Source organism: Pleomorphomonas sp. T1.2MG-36, assembly GCF_950100655.1.
Taxonomy (GTDB): Bacteria; Pseudomonadota; Alphaproteobacteria; order Rhizobiales; family Pleomorphomonadaceae; genus Pleomorphomonas.
Genome location: NZ_CATNLY010000045.1, coordinates 90,367 through 104,325 on the forward strand (window position 1 = coordinate 90,367; position 13,959 = coordinate 104,325).

General features: G+C 62.9%; 15 protein-coding genes. 6 read left to right on the top strand and 9 right to left on the bottom strand.

Translation table 11 applies throughout. The features are described from left to right. The first annotated feature begins 504 nt into the window (after positions 1 to 504). The 6 genes from QQZ18_RS18035 to QQZ18_RS18060 all read left to right on the top strand — a co-directional run bounded on the left by QQZ18_RS18035 (position 505) and on the right by QQZ18_RS18060 (position 4,820). Positions 505 to 1,362, top strand: coding sequence for a pyruvate, water dikinase regulatory protein (locus QQZ18_RS18035; protein WP_284542339.1), 858 nt, complete (start codon positions 505 to 507; stop codon positions 1,360 to 1,362). Positions 1,363 to 1,365: 3 nt separating this feature from the next. Beyond that, entirely contained in the window at positions 1,366 to 1,953 is a 588-nt protein-coding gene (locus QQZ18_RS18040; protein ID WP_284542340.1) for a Maf family protein, read from the top strand. Continuing rightward, positions 1,950 to 2,768 carry a shikimate dehydrogenase gene (locus QQZ18_RS18045; protein ID WP_284542341.1) on the top strand — a complete coding sequence of 273 codons (819 nt, stop codon included), beginning with the start codon at positions 1,950 to 1,952 and terminating at the stop codon, positions 2,766 to 2,768. The genes QQZ18_RS18040 and QQZ18_RS18045 overlap by 4 nt, the downstream gene beginning before the upstream one ends. Continuing rightward, the gene (gene coaE, locus QQZ18_RS18050) at positions 2,765 to 3,346 is read left to right on the top strand and encodes a dephospho-CoA kinase (RefSeq protein WP_284542342.1); all 582 of its coding nucleotides are present in this window, start codon (positions 2,765 to 2,767) and stop codon (positions 3,344 to 3,346) included. Before QQZ18_RS18045 ends, coaE begins: the two co-directional genes overlap by 4 nt. 68 nt (positions 3,347 to 3,414) lie before the next feature. Beyond that, positions 3,415 to 4,134 (top strand): DNA polymerase III subunit epsilon, encoded by a 720-nt coding sequence (dnaQ, locus tag QQZ18_RS18055; protein ID WP_284542343.1) that lies wholly within the window; start codon positions 3,415 to 3,417, stop codon positions 4,132 to 4,134. Between the two features lie 119 nt (positions 4,135 to 4,253). After that, positions 4,254 to 4,820 (top strand): NUDIX hydrolase, encoded by a 567-nt coding sequence (locus QQZ18_RS18060; protein ID WP_284542344.1) that lies wholly within the window; start codon positions 4,254 to 4,256, stop codon positions 4,818 to 4,820. Here QQZ18_RS18060 and cysK read toward each other — a convergent pair. The 9 genes from cysK to QQZ18_RS18105 form a co-directional block, all read right to left on the bottom strand. Next, positions 4,784 to 5,749 carry a cysteine synthase A gene (cysK, locus tag QQZ18_RS18065; protein WP_284542345.1) on the bottom strand — a complete coding sequence of 322 codons (966 nt, stop codon included), beginning with the start codon at positions 5,747 to 5,749 and terminating at the stop codon, positions 4,784 to 4,786. The genes QQZ18_RS18060 and cysK overlap by 37 nt on opposite strands. 150 nt (positions 5,750 to 5,899) lie before the next feature. Beyond that, positions 5,900 to 6,346 carry a dUTP diphosphatase gene (dut, locus tag QQZ18_RS18070; protein WP_284542346.1) on the bottom strand — a complete coding sequence of 149 codons (447 nt, stop codon included), beginning with the start codon at positions 6,344 to 6,346 and terminating at the stop codon, positions 5,900 to 5,902. A gap of 42 nt (positions 6,347 to 6,388) precedes the next feature. Then, entirely contained in the window at positions 6,389 to 7,594 is a 1,206-nt protein-coding gene (coaBC, locus tag QQZ18_RS18075; protein ID WP_284542347.1) for a bifunctional phosphopantothenoylcysteine decarboxylase/phosphopantothenate--cysteine ligase CoaBC, read from the bottom strand. 106 nt (positions 7,595 to 7,700) lie between these two features. After that, entirely contained in the window at positions 7,701 to 8,396 is a 696-nt protein-coding gene (gene phoB, locus QQZ18_RS18080) for a phosphate regulon transcriptional regulator PhoB (protein WP_284542348.1), read from the bottom strand. Positions 8,397 to 8,420: 24 nt separating this feature from the next. Then, on the bottom strand, positions 8,421 to 9,128 hold the full coding sequence (gene phoU / locus QQZ18_RS18085; RefSeq protein ID WP_284542349.1) for a phosphate signaling complex protein PhoU: 708 nt from the start codon (positions 9,126 to 9,128) through the stop codon (positions 8,421 to 8,423). A 22-nt stretch (positions 9,129 to 9,150) separates the two neighbouring features. Further along, positions 9,151 to 9,969: a phosphate ABC transporter ATP-binding protein PstB gene (pstB, locus tag QQZ18_RS18090; RefSeq protein WP_284542350.1), complete on the bottom strand. Its 819-nt coding sequence runs from the start codon at positions 9,967 to 9,969 to the stop codon at positions 9,151 to 9,153. Between the two features lie 23 nt (positions 9,970 to 9,992). Then, positions 9,993 to 11,270: a phosphate ABC transporter permease PstA gene (gene pstA, locus QQZ18_RS18095; RefSeq protein ID WP_446728684.1), complete on the bottom strand. Its 1,278-nt coding sequence runs from the start codon at positions 11,268 to 11,270 to the stop codon at positions 9,993 to 9,995. 56 nt (positions 11,271 to 11,326) lie between these two features. Beyond that, positions 11,327 to 12,784, bottom strand: coding sequence for a phosphate ABC transporter permease subunit PstC (pstC, locus tag QQZ18_RS18100; RefSeq protein ID WP_284542352.1), 1,458 nt, complete (start codon positions 12,782 to 12,784; stop codon positions 11,327 to 11,329). Between the two features lie 91 nt (positions 12,785 to 12,875). Then, positions 12,876 to 13,910 (bottom strand): substrate-binding domain-containing protein, encoded by a 1,035-nt coding sequence (locus QQZ18_RS18105; RefSeq protein ID WP_284542353.1) that lies wholly within the window; start codon positions 13,908 to 13,910, stop codon positions 12,876 to 12,878. Positions 13,911 to 13,959: the final 49 nt, after the last annotated feature.

Sequence of the window (13,959 nt, forward strand, 5' to 3'; positions counted from 1 at the left end):
AGTTAAGAATCCTATTTGAAGAGACTTTCTTTTTCTTATTGCCGAGGGATAGCAGGGATTGTCGCCTCTCCACAATCCGAACCATGCGAGGAGGCGACGGAGGATATCGACAACCGCCTCTCACACATTAGCCTGTGGCTTTCGTGGAAAACTTCAACGGATGGCGGAATGCCGCAAGTCTTAACGAATGGTCAATGGGGATGACGGTCGAAAAGTTAAAGAACCGTTAAGCACGCGGATCGCTTTTGCACAGCACCCACAGGGTCCGTCAAAAAGAGGTCGTTTTGGCCTGCCTGTTGACGAATTTGCGACTTACCCACAGGGGTCGGCCAGACCCCTTTCCCAGGGCCTCGCTTGTTCACGTTCGTCCACCAGATGGGCGGCGGCCTGTGGACAGCCCCCGACCAACCGCATCCAAGTGCTTGATCGCAGGAGGCTAAAAAGAACTCGCCAAGCCTTGCGCCATCTGAGATGCTGCCCGCCATCTTTCGGAGCACGCCGGCCATGAAGCGAGGCCAGACCTATTTTCATATCCACCTCGTCTCGGACTCCACCGGCGAGACGCTGCTCGCCGTCGGCCGGGCGGCAACAGCGCAATACGACTCGATGGTGGCCATCGAGCACATCTATCCCTTGGTGCGATCGGTTCGGCACATCGAGCGCGTCATCGCCGACATCGAGGCTGCTCCCGGCATCGTTCTTTATACGCTGGTGCAACAGGATCTGGCCGTTCGGCTCGAAGAAGCCTGCCAGGCGGCGGCCATTCCCTGCATCGACGTGTTGCGGCCCGTGTTCGATGTGTTCCGTTCCTTCTTCAATGTGCGGGCGATCGGCAAGGCCGGCGCCCAGCACGCCATGGACGCCGACTATTTCAAGCGGATCGACGCGCTGAACTTCACACTGGCTCACGACGATGGCGCCCTTCCCGATGACATCGAGGAAACCGATGTCATCCTGATCGGCATCAGCCGCACGTCGAAGACACCGACATCGATCTATCTCGCCAATCGCGGCATCCGCACTGCCAATGTCCCTCTAGTGCCGGGCATCCCAATTGCCGACAAGGTTATCGTCGCGCGGCGGCCGCTGGTGGTCTGCCTCATCGCCACTGCCGAACGCATCATGCATGTCCGACAGAACCGCCTGCTGGCACTCGCCGATCAGAACCAGAACTCGACCTATGTCGACAAGGCGTCGATCGCCCAGGAAATTCTCTATTCCAAGCGCCTCTGCACCGAGCATGGTTGGCCGATGATCGACGTCACGCGCCGATCGATCGAGGAAACCGCCGCCGCCATCCTCGCCCTTTGGGACCAGCATCGCTATGGCAAGGTCCTCGATCCCTTTTCGGACGCCGGTTAAGACATGAGCCTCGTTCTTGCCTCTGCGAGCGCCGCTCGCGCCGCCCTCATGACCGGTGCCGGTCTGATCTTCAAACGGATTCCGGCCGATGTCGACGAACGCCTCATTGAGGAGGATCTCGTCGGGCTTTCCGCCGCCGATGTGGCGCAGGCACTTGCCGATGTGAAGGCGGTCGAGGTCTCGTTGCGCAGGCCCGGCGATCTGGTCATCGGTGCCGATCAGACACTGTCGCTGGGCGATGAACGTTTTCACAAGCCAAGGGATCGCGAGGAAGCCAGTCGGCAACTCGTCCGTCTCTCGGGGCGCACGCACGAACTTCATTCCGCCTTGTCATTGGCCCGCAATGGCGAGGTTCTTTATCGCACTGTCGATGGTGCCAAACTGACCATGCGGCCACTCTCGACACGCTTCATCAGTCACTATCTCGCCGTGGTTGGCGAAACGGCACTGGGTTCGGTCGGCGCCTACCAGCTCGAAGGCTTCGGCGTTCAGCTGTTCGAAGCCATCGATGGAAACCATTTCACCATCCTCGGTCTGCCTCTCCTGCCATTGCTCGAGTTTCTGCGCGAGGAAAGGATGATCGAACAATGAGTCATGCGGCCGTCATTGGCTGGCCCGTGAGCCAGTCGCGTTCACCTTTGATCCACGGCCACTGGCTGAAACAGTTCGATATCAAGGGTGACTATGGCCGCGTTGCCGTCGAGCCGGAACGAGCCGAGGATTTCTTCGCCCACTTTGCCGACAGCGGGTTGCTCGGCGGCAATGTCACCATTCCCTACAAGGAAACGGCCGCCCGCGCTGCCGGCTATCGTGAGCCGGTCGTCGACCGGGTTGGCGCCGCCAACACGTTGTGGATGGAAAATGGCGTGCTCTGCGCGGACAACACCGACGGAATTGGCTTTCTTGCCAATCTCGACGATCGTGCGCCCGGCTGGGACAGGGCTCCTGCCGAAGCGCTCGTGCTCGGTGCCGGCGGTGCCGCCGCCGCCGTCGTGGATGCGTTGGTCGACCGCGGATTCAGGGTGCGCATCCTCAATCGCACCCTGTCGCGAGCGGAGGCCCTGGCGGGGCGCTATCCCGGCCGAGCCTCTGCCGACGTCCTTTCGGAAGCGAATCGATATGCGGTAACGGCCGGCTTTCTCGTCAACACGACGTCGTTGGGCATGAAAGGCGATGGTGCCATCGATCTCGATCTGAGCGTCGTGCCGGCCGATGCCGTGGTGACGGACATCGTTTATGTACCTCTTGAGACGCCATTCCTCGCCTCGGCCGCGTCGCGTGGCCTCCGCACCGTCGACGGTCTTGGCATGCTCCTCCACCAGGCGGTCCCGGGCTTCACGCGCTGGTTCGGACAACGCCCGTCGGTGACCGCGGAGCTTCGGGCACTGATCGAGGCCGATCTTTGATCATCATCGGTCTCACCGGCTCGATCGGCATGGGCAAGACCACCACCGCCGATCTGTTCCGGCAAGCGGGTCTGCCGGTGTTCGATGCCGATGCGACGGTGCATGCCCTCTACGAAGGTCCGCTCGCCGCCGATATCGAGGCGGCATTCCCTGGAACGACCAGGGCGGGTCGCGTCGACCGCGCTCGGCTCGCCGAACGGCTTTCCGGCGATGCCGACGCCTTCCGCCGATTGGAAGCCATCGTTCATCCGGCGGTGCATCGTGCCGAAGCCGATTTCCTCGCACGGTCTCGGGCCACTGGCGCCCGAGCAGTCATCCTCGACATTCCGCTTCTTTTCGAAACCGGCCGGCAGGGGGATGTCGACAAGACGGTGGTGGTATCGGCCCCGGCCGAGGTGCAGCGCGCCCGCGTGCTGTCTCGCCCCGGCATGACGCAGGAAAAGTTCGAGGTCCTCCTCGCGCGGCAGATGCCGGATGCCGAGAAAAGGGCGCGAGCCGATTTCGTCATCCCCTCTGGAGACGGTATCGCCGCGGCGAAGGCTTCCGTCGAGGCTTTTCTCCGTCAACTGCTTTCTTGAGGATTTGGCGGGGGACAAGCGGGGCGGATTTCCTTGAAATCGTGCTCGTCGGCAGGCAGGATTCGCCCATGCGTGAAATCGTCTTCGATACCGAAACCACTGGCCTCGATCCCAAGACCGGCGACCGCCTTGTCGAAATCGGCTGCGTCGAAGTTGTCAACCGTTTCCCGACCGGGCGGAACTTCCATGTCTACATCAATCCAGGGCGGTCGGTGCCCAAGGAAGCATTTGATGTGCATGGGCTGTCCGACGAGTTTCTGGCCGACAAGCCGCGTTTTGACGAGATCGCCGATGGATTTGTCGCCTTTGTCGGTGAAGCGCATTTGGTTGCCCACAATGCCAGCTTCGACATGGGCTTCATCAATTTCGAGCTGAAGGCGTCGGGACGGCCAGTTTTCGGCAACGAGCGGGTGGTCGATACGCTGATGATGGCGCGGCGGAAGCATCCCGGTGCGCCCGCAAGCCTTGATGCACTCTGCAATCGCTACGGCATCGATCGCTCAAGGCGCATCAAGCACGGCGCTCTGCTCGATGCGGAGCTCCTGGCCGAGGTCTATCTCGAGCTGACCGGTGGCCGGCAGGCTGGCCTCGACCTGACGGTGTCCGTCCAGGATGCTTCTACCGGCGATACCGGGGGTCGCGTTGCGCTACGCCCGCGCCCCGCGCCGTTGCCCTCGCGTTTGTCCGCTTCCGAAGCGGAGGCTCATGCAGCTTTTATTGCCGCCATTGGCGAAAAGGCGCTTTGGAACACCTATCTCGACAATGGCGAGCAGGCAGAAACGGCCTGAGCGAGACTTGGCTCAGCGGTTTCCCGGGTTCGTCCGGTCAGGCTGTCCTTAGCCGGCGAATTATGTCATAGAGCGCTCCTGCGCTCGTTCCAGCCGCCAGATTGGTCGGGAGGCGCTTGATGATTAAGTCTCCGAAAGGATCGGTTGTGGCCAAGGCGACGCCCGAGAAATTCCGGCAGGTCGCCGCCCTGCCCTATCGTTTGACGGCCGAAGGCTACGAGGTGGTGATGATCACCACCCGCGACAGTGGTCGCTGGATATTGCCCAAGGGTTGGCCGATCAAAGGCTTGAAGCCTCACGAGAGCGCCGAAACCGAGGCGATGGAGGAGGCAGGTCTGATCGGCAGCGCCGTGCCGAAGGCCATTGGCCGCTTCACCTACGTGAAGCAGTTTCCCAAGCGCCAGGAGAAGGTACTGGTCGACGTCTTTCCGCTGGCCATCGAGCGGCAGCTCGAGAACTGGCAGGAAAAAGATCAGCGCGAGGTCCGGTTCTTCAACCCGGTAGACGCCGCGGCACTGGTATCCGACGCTGGCGTCGGCGATATCATCCTCGCCTTCTTTGTCGATCTCGCCAAGAAGAAGGCGGCCGGCACCCTGAAGGCACCGACCGCCGAAAAAGCATCTCCGTTGCCGGGCGAACCGGACGTGGATCAGGCAAGCCCTTCGAACAAGGCCGTCGACAGATAACGCTCGGCAAAGGACGGCACGATCACAACGATGGTCTTGCCGGCATTCTCGGGCCGTTGACCGAGCTTGATCGCCGCCGCCAGCGCCGCTCCGGAAGAAATGCCGACCGGCACGCCTTCAAGCTTCGCCGCCTGGCGAGCGGTGGCAAGTGCCTCTTCCGAGGGAACCGGTAGGATTTCGTCGTAGACCTTGGTGTCGAGAACCGACGGAACGAAACCGGCGCCGATGCCCTGAATCTTGTGCGGACCGGGGGCGCCACCCGAAAGAACAGGGCTCTCGTTCGGCTCGACGGCCACCACCTTCACCTCGGGCTTACGCTCTTTCAATACGCGGCCGACGCCGGTAATGGTTCCACCAGTACCAATGCCCGCGACGAAAATGTCGACCTTGCCTTCGGTATCGTTCCAGATCTCCTCGGCCGTGCTCACGCGGTGCACTTCCGGGTTGGCCGGATTCTCGAACTGCTGCGGAATGATGGAACCGGGAATGCTGGCGGCCAGCTCGCCGGCTTTGGCGATGGCGCCCTTCATGCCCTTGGCCGCTTCGGTCAGCTCCAGTTCGGCGCCAAGCAGCTTCAGCATCTTGCGGCGTTCAACCGACATCGATTCCGGCATGACCAGAATCAGCCGGTAGCCCTTGGCGGCCGCGACGAAGGCGAGCGCGATACCTGTGTTGCCCGAGGTCGGCTCGATCAGGGTGGACTCGCCGGGCTTGATCTTGCCCTGTGCCTCCAGCGCCTCGATCATCGCAACGCCAATGCGATCCTTGACCGAGGCGATGGGGTTGAAGAACTCCAGCTTGCCGAGAATGGTCGCCTTGACGCCATTCTCCTTGGCGAGCTTGTCGAAGCGAACAAGCGGTGTGTCGCCGATGGTGTCGGTGATGGACGCGTAGATCTTGCCGCGACCGCGGCGGGAAAGATCGCTCATGGGAAAATCCTCGTTGTGCTGGCCTTCTGAAATTACGCCCATTCTATCGGCGGTCGCAAAACGTCACCAGTCAACCGAGGTCGCATCAGGCAATCGGATTGGAAAATGATCCCATAGAAGAGCCATACTTGAGAACGGATTGCCCCATCCTCAAGATCGACCTGTCGATCCGAACCCACCCGCTCCGCGAATGGTCGCGTCGAGTGCCTCGGTTTCGACGAGGTGGGCACGACAGACCGGCGCGATGACCATCTGGGCAATGCGCTCGCCGCGTCCGATGGTGAATGGCGTATCGGAAAGGTTGACCAGGATGACCTTTATCTCGCCGCGATAGTCGGCATCGATCGTGCCGGGCGAGTTGAGGACGGTCACACCATGCTTGGCGGCCAGCCCCGAGCGCGGCCGGACCTGCGCCTCGTAACCGGACGGCAGCGCCATGGCGAGACCGGTCGGCACCAATGCACGCCCGAGCGGCGGCAGGATCACCGCCTCTTCGACGGCTGCCAGAAGATCGAGGCCTGCGGCGTCCTCGCTCTGGTAAGCCGGCAACGGCAGATCCTGGGCATGGGGTAGACGCAAAAGAGCAACCTCGACCATCGATAACCTCAAACCTTATGTGTTGCGGACCCGAATCGAAAATCAGCCAAGCCGTTCGGCAACCAGCGCAACCAAGCGCTCGGCGACCTCATCCTTGGACAACGTCGGCCAGACATCGACACCGGCCGCCGAAAGGACGCGAACGCTGTTGCGATCGCCGCCGAACACCCCTCCGGCCGCCGACACGTCATTGGCGACGATATAGTCGGCTCCCTTGGTTGCCAGCTTTCTGGCAGCGTTGGTCTCGATTTCAGTCGTTTCGGCGGCGAATCCAACGACGATCTTCGGCCGTTGGGCGTCGTGGCCGAGCGTCGCTAGGATATCGGGGTTTTCGATGAACGAAAGCGGCGGTGGGTCACCGGCCGCTTTCTTGATCTTGTCCGGCGCCACTTCGGCCGGACGCCAATCCGATACGGCGGCGGTCATCACCGCGACGTCGGCCGGCAGGGCGGCGAACGCGGCCGCAAGCATCTCGCGGGCCGTCTCCACCCGAACGATGTCGACACCCAGAGGATCCGGGATCGAAACCGGGCCGGAGATGAGCGTCACGCGGGCACCGGCGCGGGCGGCGGCGGCGGCAACGGCGTGGCCCTGCTTGCCCGAGGAGCGGTTGGTGATGAAACGCACCGGATCGATCGGCTCGATGGTCGGACCGGAGGTGACGAGCACGTGCCGACCGGCCAGCGGCCTCGGTTGCTCCCGCATGGCGAAGAAAGCCTCGACACCGGCAACGATGTCCATCGGCTCGGACAGGCGGCCGACGCCTGCTTCGTTGCGCTCGGCCATCCGCCCCTCGGCCGGGCCGATGAAGCGAACGCCGTCGGCGGCCAGTTGCGCGGCGTTGCGCCGGGTTGCCGGGTGCGCCCACATGCGCTGGTTCATGGCGGGACAAACGATGATCGGCGCGGCGGCGGCCAGCAGGCTGGCCGTGGCAAGTTCGTCGGCAATGCCGTTGGCCATGCGCGCCATCAGGTTGGCGGTGGCGGGCGCCACCAGGATCAGGTCCGTATCGCGGGAAAGCACGATATGGCCGATGTCCTGCTCCTCGGTGGGATCGAACAGATCGCTGAACACCTTCTCGCCGGAGAGCGCTCCCACGGTCATCGGCGTCACGAACTCTTTTCCCGACCGGGTCAGGATCACTCGTACCTCGGCGCCGCGCTCCTTGAGGCGTCGGATCACCTCAAGCACCTTGTAGGCGGCGATGCCACCACCGATGACGATCAGAATGCGCTTGCCCGCCAGCATCTCAGGCTCCCTTTTGGACGATCGGAAGGGAACCTAGACCATCGGGCCGCGGAGCGTAAGCGACAAAAGCGGAGGGAAGCGCCCAGTCCGAAACGGTGGCAATGGCTTAGCCGCTGGCGAACTTCTCGTCGAAGGAGTAGCCGGAACCGCGTACCGTACGGATCGGGTCGCGGGCGCGGCCGCGATTGATCGACTTTCTGAGGCGACCGACATGGACGTCGACGGTGCGTTCGTCGACATAGACGTCGTGGCCCCACACGCCATTGAGCAACTGTTCGCGCGAGAAAACTCGGCCGGGCGACTGCATCAGAAACTCGAGCAGCCGGAACTCGGTCGGGCCGAGGTGTATTTCGCGTGCCGAGCGCCGGACACGCCGTGTTTCGCGGTCGAGCTCGATGTCGCCGGCCGTCAGAAGACTGGATACCGCTTCCGGCTTGGCACGCCGCAGCATGGCCTTGACGCGAGCGATCAGCTCGGGGACCGAGAAGGGCTTCACGACATAGTCGTCGGCACCGGTCGCAAGTCCGCGTACCCGTTCCGACTCCTCGCCGCGCGCCGTCAACATGATGACCGGCAGCCGCTCGGTTTCCGGCCGTGCCCTCAGGCGACGGCACAGTTCGATGCCCGAGAGACCCGGCAGCATCCAGTCGAGCAGAAGCAGGTCGGGAGTGATCTCCTTGAGGCGAATGTCGGCCTCGTCGCCGCGGAAAGCTTGCTCTACCTCGAAGCCCTCGGCTTCGAGATTGTAGCGCAGCATCAGCGACACTGCTTCCTCGTCCTCGACGATCATCACCTTGGCCATGGTCGTCCTCAACTCCAGAGCTTGTTATGAACCGGCAATGGTACTGGCAATCGAAGCGTCGGCCTTGGGCCGCTCCTCATCGTAGGACCGGCCCGTCACGACATAATGCACCGATTCCGCGATGTTGGTGGCGTGATCGCCGATACGCTCGATGTTCTTGGCGCAGAACAGAAGATGGATGCAGAAGGTGAGATTGCGCGGATCTTCCATCATGTAGGTGAGGAGCTCGCGGAACAGCGACGTGTAGAGCGCGTCGATCTCGTCATCGCGCTGGCGCACGGCTCCGGCAGCCTGGTCATCCTGGCTGGCATAGGCATCCAGCACCCTCTTCAGCTGCTGCAGGGCGATCTCGCAGAGATGCTCGACGCCGGTGATGAGCTGCTTGTGCGGGAACACGCCGTTGATGGCGACGACACGCTTGGCGATGTTCTTGGCGAGATCGCCGACCCGTTCGATATCGTTGGCGATGCGCATGGCACCGACGATTTCGCGAAGATCGTTGGCCATCGGCTGGCGACGGGCGATCACCAGGATCGACTTGTCCTCGATCTCGCGCTGCAGCCGGTCGAGATCCTTGTCGCCGGCGATCACCTTCTGGGCGAGGGCGAGGTCGAGCCGCGTCAGGGCGGCAACCGAGTCGCCGACAGCGCGCTCGGCAAGGCCGCCGATCTCGGTGACCATGCGGGCGATTGCCTTGAGGTCGTCGTCATAGGCGGAAACCGTATGTTCCATGGAAATCTCCTGCCGTTTCCGATTAGCCGAAGCGGCCCGTTATGTAGTCCTGCGTCCGCTGTTCGAGCGGATTGGTGAAGACGTGGTCCGTCGGGCCTTCCTCGATCAGGTGTCCGAGATGGAAGAAGGCGGTCCGCTGCGACACACGCGCCGCCTGCTGCATCGAATGGGTCACGATGACGATGGTGAAGTTGGCGCGAAGCTCGTCGATCAATTCTTCCACCTTGGCGGTGGCGATCGGGTCGAGCGCCGAGCAGGGCTCGTCCATCAGGATGACTTCGGGCGATACGGCGATGGCGCGGGCGATGCAGAGCCGCTGCTGCTGGCCGCCGGAAAGGCCGGTTCCCGGCTCGTTGAGGCGATCCTTGACCTCGTTGAAGAGCGAGGCCTTCTGCAGGGACGTGACGACGATCTCCTCGAGGTCGGCCTTGGAACGGGCGAGGCCGTGGATGCGCGGCCCGTAGGCGACATTGTCGAAGATCGATTTCGGGAACGGGTTCGGCTTCTGGAACACCATGCCGACGCGCGCTCGGAGTTCCACCACATCGAGGTCCGGATCATAGACATCCTGATCGTCGAGCTTGATGGTTCCTTCGACGCGGGCGCCCGCAATGGTGTCGTTCATGCGGTTGATGCAGCGCAGAAAGGTCGACTTGCCGCAACCCGACGGGCCGATGAAAGCGGTGACCGCCTTCTCGGGAATGCCGATGGAAACCCCGTGCAAGGCTTCTTTCTGGCCGTAGGTCACTCGGACGTTGGCCGTGTGGATCTTGATCGGCCGGCTCGCCGGATCGGGGGTGCGGACGGTTTCGAAGGTCGTCGCGACCTGAACTGCGGACATGGCGGAAACTCCGGAGAAACGGGTTACCAGCGGCGCTCGAAGGCGCGGCGGAGGATGATGGCGATACTGTTCATGGCGAGCAGGAAGGCGAGCAACACGATGATCGCCGCCGAGGTACGCTCGGTGAAGGCGCGTTCCGGCTCGGTTGCCCACATGTAGATCTGCGTCGGCAGCGCCGTCGCCGGATCGAAGGGTGTCGTCGGGTATTCGACGACGAATGCCTTCATGCCGATCATCAGCAGCGGCGCCGTTTCGCCCAGGGCATGGGCCAGCCCGATGATCGTTCCGGTGAGCACGCCGGGCATGGCCAGCGGCAGTACGTGGTGGAAGACTGTCTGCATCTTCGAGGCGCCAACGCCAAGGCCGGCTTCGCGGATCGACGGAGGCACCGCTTTCAGCGCGGCGCGCGTGGCGATGATGATGGTCGGCAAGGTCGTGAGCGTCAGGACCAGGCCACCGACCAGGCTCGCCGAGCGCGGCAGATGGGCAAAGTTGATGAAGACGGCAAGACCCAGAAGACCGTAGACGATGGACGGAACGGCGGCGAGGTTGTTGATGTTGACCTCAATCAGGTCGGTCCAGCGGTTCTTCGGCGCGAACTCCTCAAGATAGATCGATCCGGCGACGCCAAGCGGCAGCGACAGCACCAGCACCACCATCATCATGTAGAGCGAGCCGACGAGCGCCACGCCAACGCCGGCCATTTCCGGCCGTGTCGACGCGCCGTTGGTGAACAGGCCCGTGTTGAAGGCGAGTCGCAGGGCCCCCTCTTTCTCGAGCTTCTCGATGAGGACAATGTGCTTGTCCTTGATGAGACGCTGACTTTCTGGAATGTCGGCCCGGATCGAACCCTTGACGAAGGCATCGACGTCGCCCGTGGCATAGAACTCGACGTTTCTCTTGGTGCCGATCAGCGACGGGTCCTTGGCGAGCATGCTCCTCAGCATCGGCGCGGAGCCCTTGGACAACAGATCGAGACCATCGTAGAGGGCATCCTCGTCGTTGGGATCGAGCTCCAAGGTTTTCTGCAGTGACGCGGCGATCAGATCGTCGAAGCGGAACGCGTTGCCGCCCATGATCGAGGCGGACGACCGATCGCCGTCCGGTGCAATGATGGTCGGATTGAAGTCGACGATCATGCTGATGCGCGTTTGTTGGAACGCGGTGTAGCCCTTGGCCACGATGGAGCTGAACAGAGCTGCCAGAAAACAGATGGCGATGGTCACGGCGAGCAGGCCGTAGACGCGGAAGCGCCGTTCGGCGGCGTAGCGCCGTTTCAGGCCGATGTCGACTTTGGAGATCTTCCGGACCTCCGTGCCACCAAGCCGGGAAGAGGGAAGAGGAGAGGTGGCTTCCGTCATTCGTATTGCTCCCGGTACTTGCGGACGATGGTCAACGCCAGCACGTTGAGGCCGAGCGTGATGACGAACAGCGTGATACCCAGCGCGAAGGCCACCAGCGTTTGCGGACTGGTAAACTCGAGGTCGCCGGTCAGCTGATTGACGATCTTCACGGTAATGGTGGTCATTTCCTCGAAGGGATTGAGCGATGCGCGAGCTGCGACACCCGCCGCCAGCACGACGATCATCGTCTCGCCGATGGCACGCGACACGGCGAGCAGCACCGCGCCGACCACGCCGGGCAGCGCCGCCGGCAAAATCACCAGCCGCATGGTTTCGGAGCGGGTGGCGCCGAGGGCCAGCGAGCCGTCGCGCAACGAACGGGGAACGGCCATGATGATGTCGTCGGAAAGCGAGGACACGTAGGGAATGATCATGATGCCCATCACTAGGCCGGCGGTGAGCACGTTGTTGCCCGAAGTGCCGAGGCCGAGCGGCATGGCGACATAATCGCGAATGAGCGGCCCGACGGTGGTCAGGGCGAAGAAGCCGTAGACGATGGTCGGGATGCCGGCCAGGATCTCGATGAGCGGCTTGGCAATCAAGCGGACCTTCGAGGTGGCGTATTCGGCCATGTACACGGCGGAGAACAGACCGACCGGCACGGCCACGACCATGGCGAAGAAGGAAATGTAGAGCGTGCCCCAAAAGAGCGGCAGAAAGCCGAACTGGCCACTCTCCGTCGAGCCAGCGGCGGCAAACCGCGGGTCCCAGACGGTACCGAGATAGAAGTTGGCCGGCGACACCATGGAGAAGAACTGCAGGGCCTGGAACAACAGGCTGAGGACGATGCCGACTGTGGTGAGGATCGCGACCGACGACGCGGCGATGAGCAGCGCCAGAACGGTGTTTTCGACGAGGTTGCGGGCCCTGAGTCGCGGTTTCACCCGGACGAACGCGAAGATCAGGCCGAAGGCGAGAGCGGCGACGACCGCCGCGTCGACGGCGGTATCGAGACCGTCGGAAACGAGATTGAGCGCCCCCGCTGCGATCAGTTGATAGGGCTTGACGTCGGCGCCAAGCGGCAGTCCGTGCTGGGCGAACACCGAACGCGCCGCCACGACGCCGATCCGGATGTTCTCAAGTTCCTCGGGGGTCGCGAGCTTCAGACCGGCGGCCACCTGCTGCACGCCGGAAATCTCCAGCGACAGCTGCGCGGCATTGCTCAACACCTGCTCGGGCAGGTTGGCACGCACCGTGTGATCGACGAGCAACGGCTTGGCGATCGATAGCGCGACGAGAATGAGCAGCGCCGGCATGGCCGTCCAGATCAGGACGTAGGCGCCGTAATAGCCGGGCCGGGCGGCGAGCGCTCCGCGCCCCTTGCCTGAGAGGACGACAGACTTCCAACGGCCCAGCACGAAGCCGAAGAAGGAAAGACCCGCGATCAGCGCGAGCAGCCAGAGCGGACCCATACGGCCTCCCCGATGTTTCGCCCGCCGATCGGCGCGGCGCAAGAAGGAAGGGCCTCCGACGAGAGGCCCTTCTGGAGTTCATGTCGATCGATCAGAGGGTCTTGCCGGCCTGGAAGTCGGCCAGAACCTTCTGGCGCTCTTCCTTCGGCGCCGGGACGAGGCCCTTGGCGACGGCCGGCGAGCGCGGACCGATCATCTGATCGGCGAGGAAGAACTCGACGTACTCCTTGAGGCCCGGAACGACGCCGAGATGCGCCTTCTTCACGTAGAAGAACAGCGGACGCGACACGGGATATTCGCCCTTGGCGATGGTCTCCACCGACGGAGCGATGCCGCTCATGGTTGCGACCTTCAGCTTGTCCTTGTTGTTCTCGTAGAAGGCGAGGCCGAACACGCCGATACCGGTCTTGTTCGAATCGATGCGGGCGAGCGTCTCGTTGTACTCGCCGTCGATGTCGACAGCCTTGCCATCCTTGCGCACCTTGGCGCAGGCCTTTTCGGCGTCGCCCTTGGCGAGACCCGAAGCGATGAACGCATCATAGGCCTTGGTGGCCTTGCAGCCGGCGAGGAGAACGTTGAGCTCGAAGACTTCGCGCGTGCCGTGCTTTTCACCGGGGATGTAGGCGGCGATCTCCCAGTCCGGGAAGCCGGCCTTGACGTCCGACCACTTGGCGTTCGGATTGTCGACGAGCTGGCCGTCCTTCAGAACCTTGGCGCCGATGGCGTTGAACCAGTCGGCCGGCTCGAAGGCGAAGTCCGGGCCCTTGATGTCGGAGGCGAAGACGATGCCGTCATAGCCGATGCGAATTTCCTGGACTTCGGTGACGCCGGCCGCCTTGCAGGCGTCAAGCTCCTCGGCCTTGATCTTCCGCGAAGCGTCGGCAACGTCGATGGTGTCGTCGCCCACGCCCTTGCAGAACTCCTTCAGGCCGGCACCGGTACCGCCGCCCTCGACGATCGGCGCCTTGAAGTTGGGGTTGGCCTCGGCGAAAGCCTCGGCGACGATGGTCGCGTAGGGCAGAACGGTGGAAGAGCCGGCGATGTGGATCTGCTCGGCGGCAAAGGCAGCCGTTCCGGTGGCGCAAAAACCGAGCACGAAGGCGCTGGCGGCGGTGGAGAATTTCACGGGAGTACTCCTAACGGTTTAGGATCATGACGGTCGGAGGCCTGAAAGC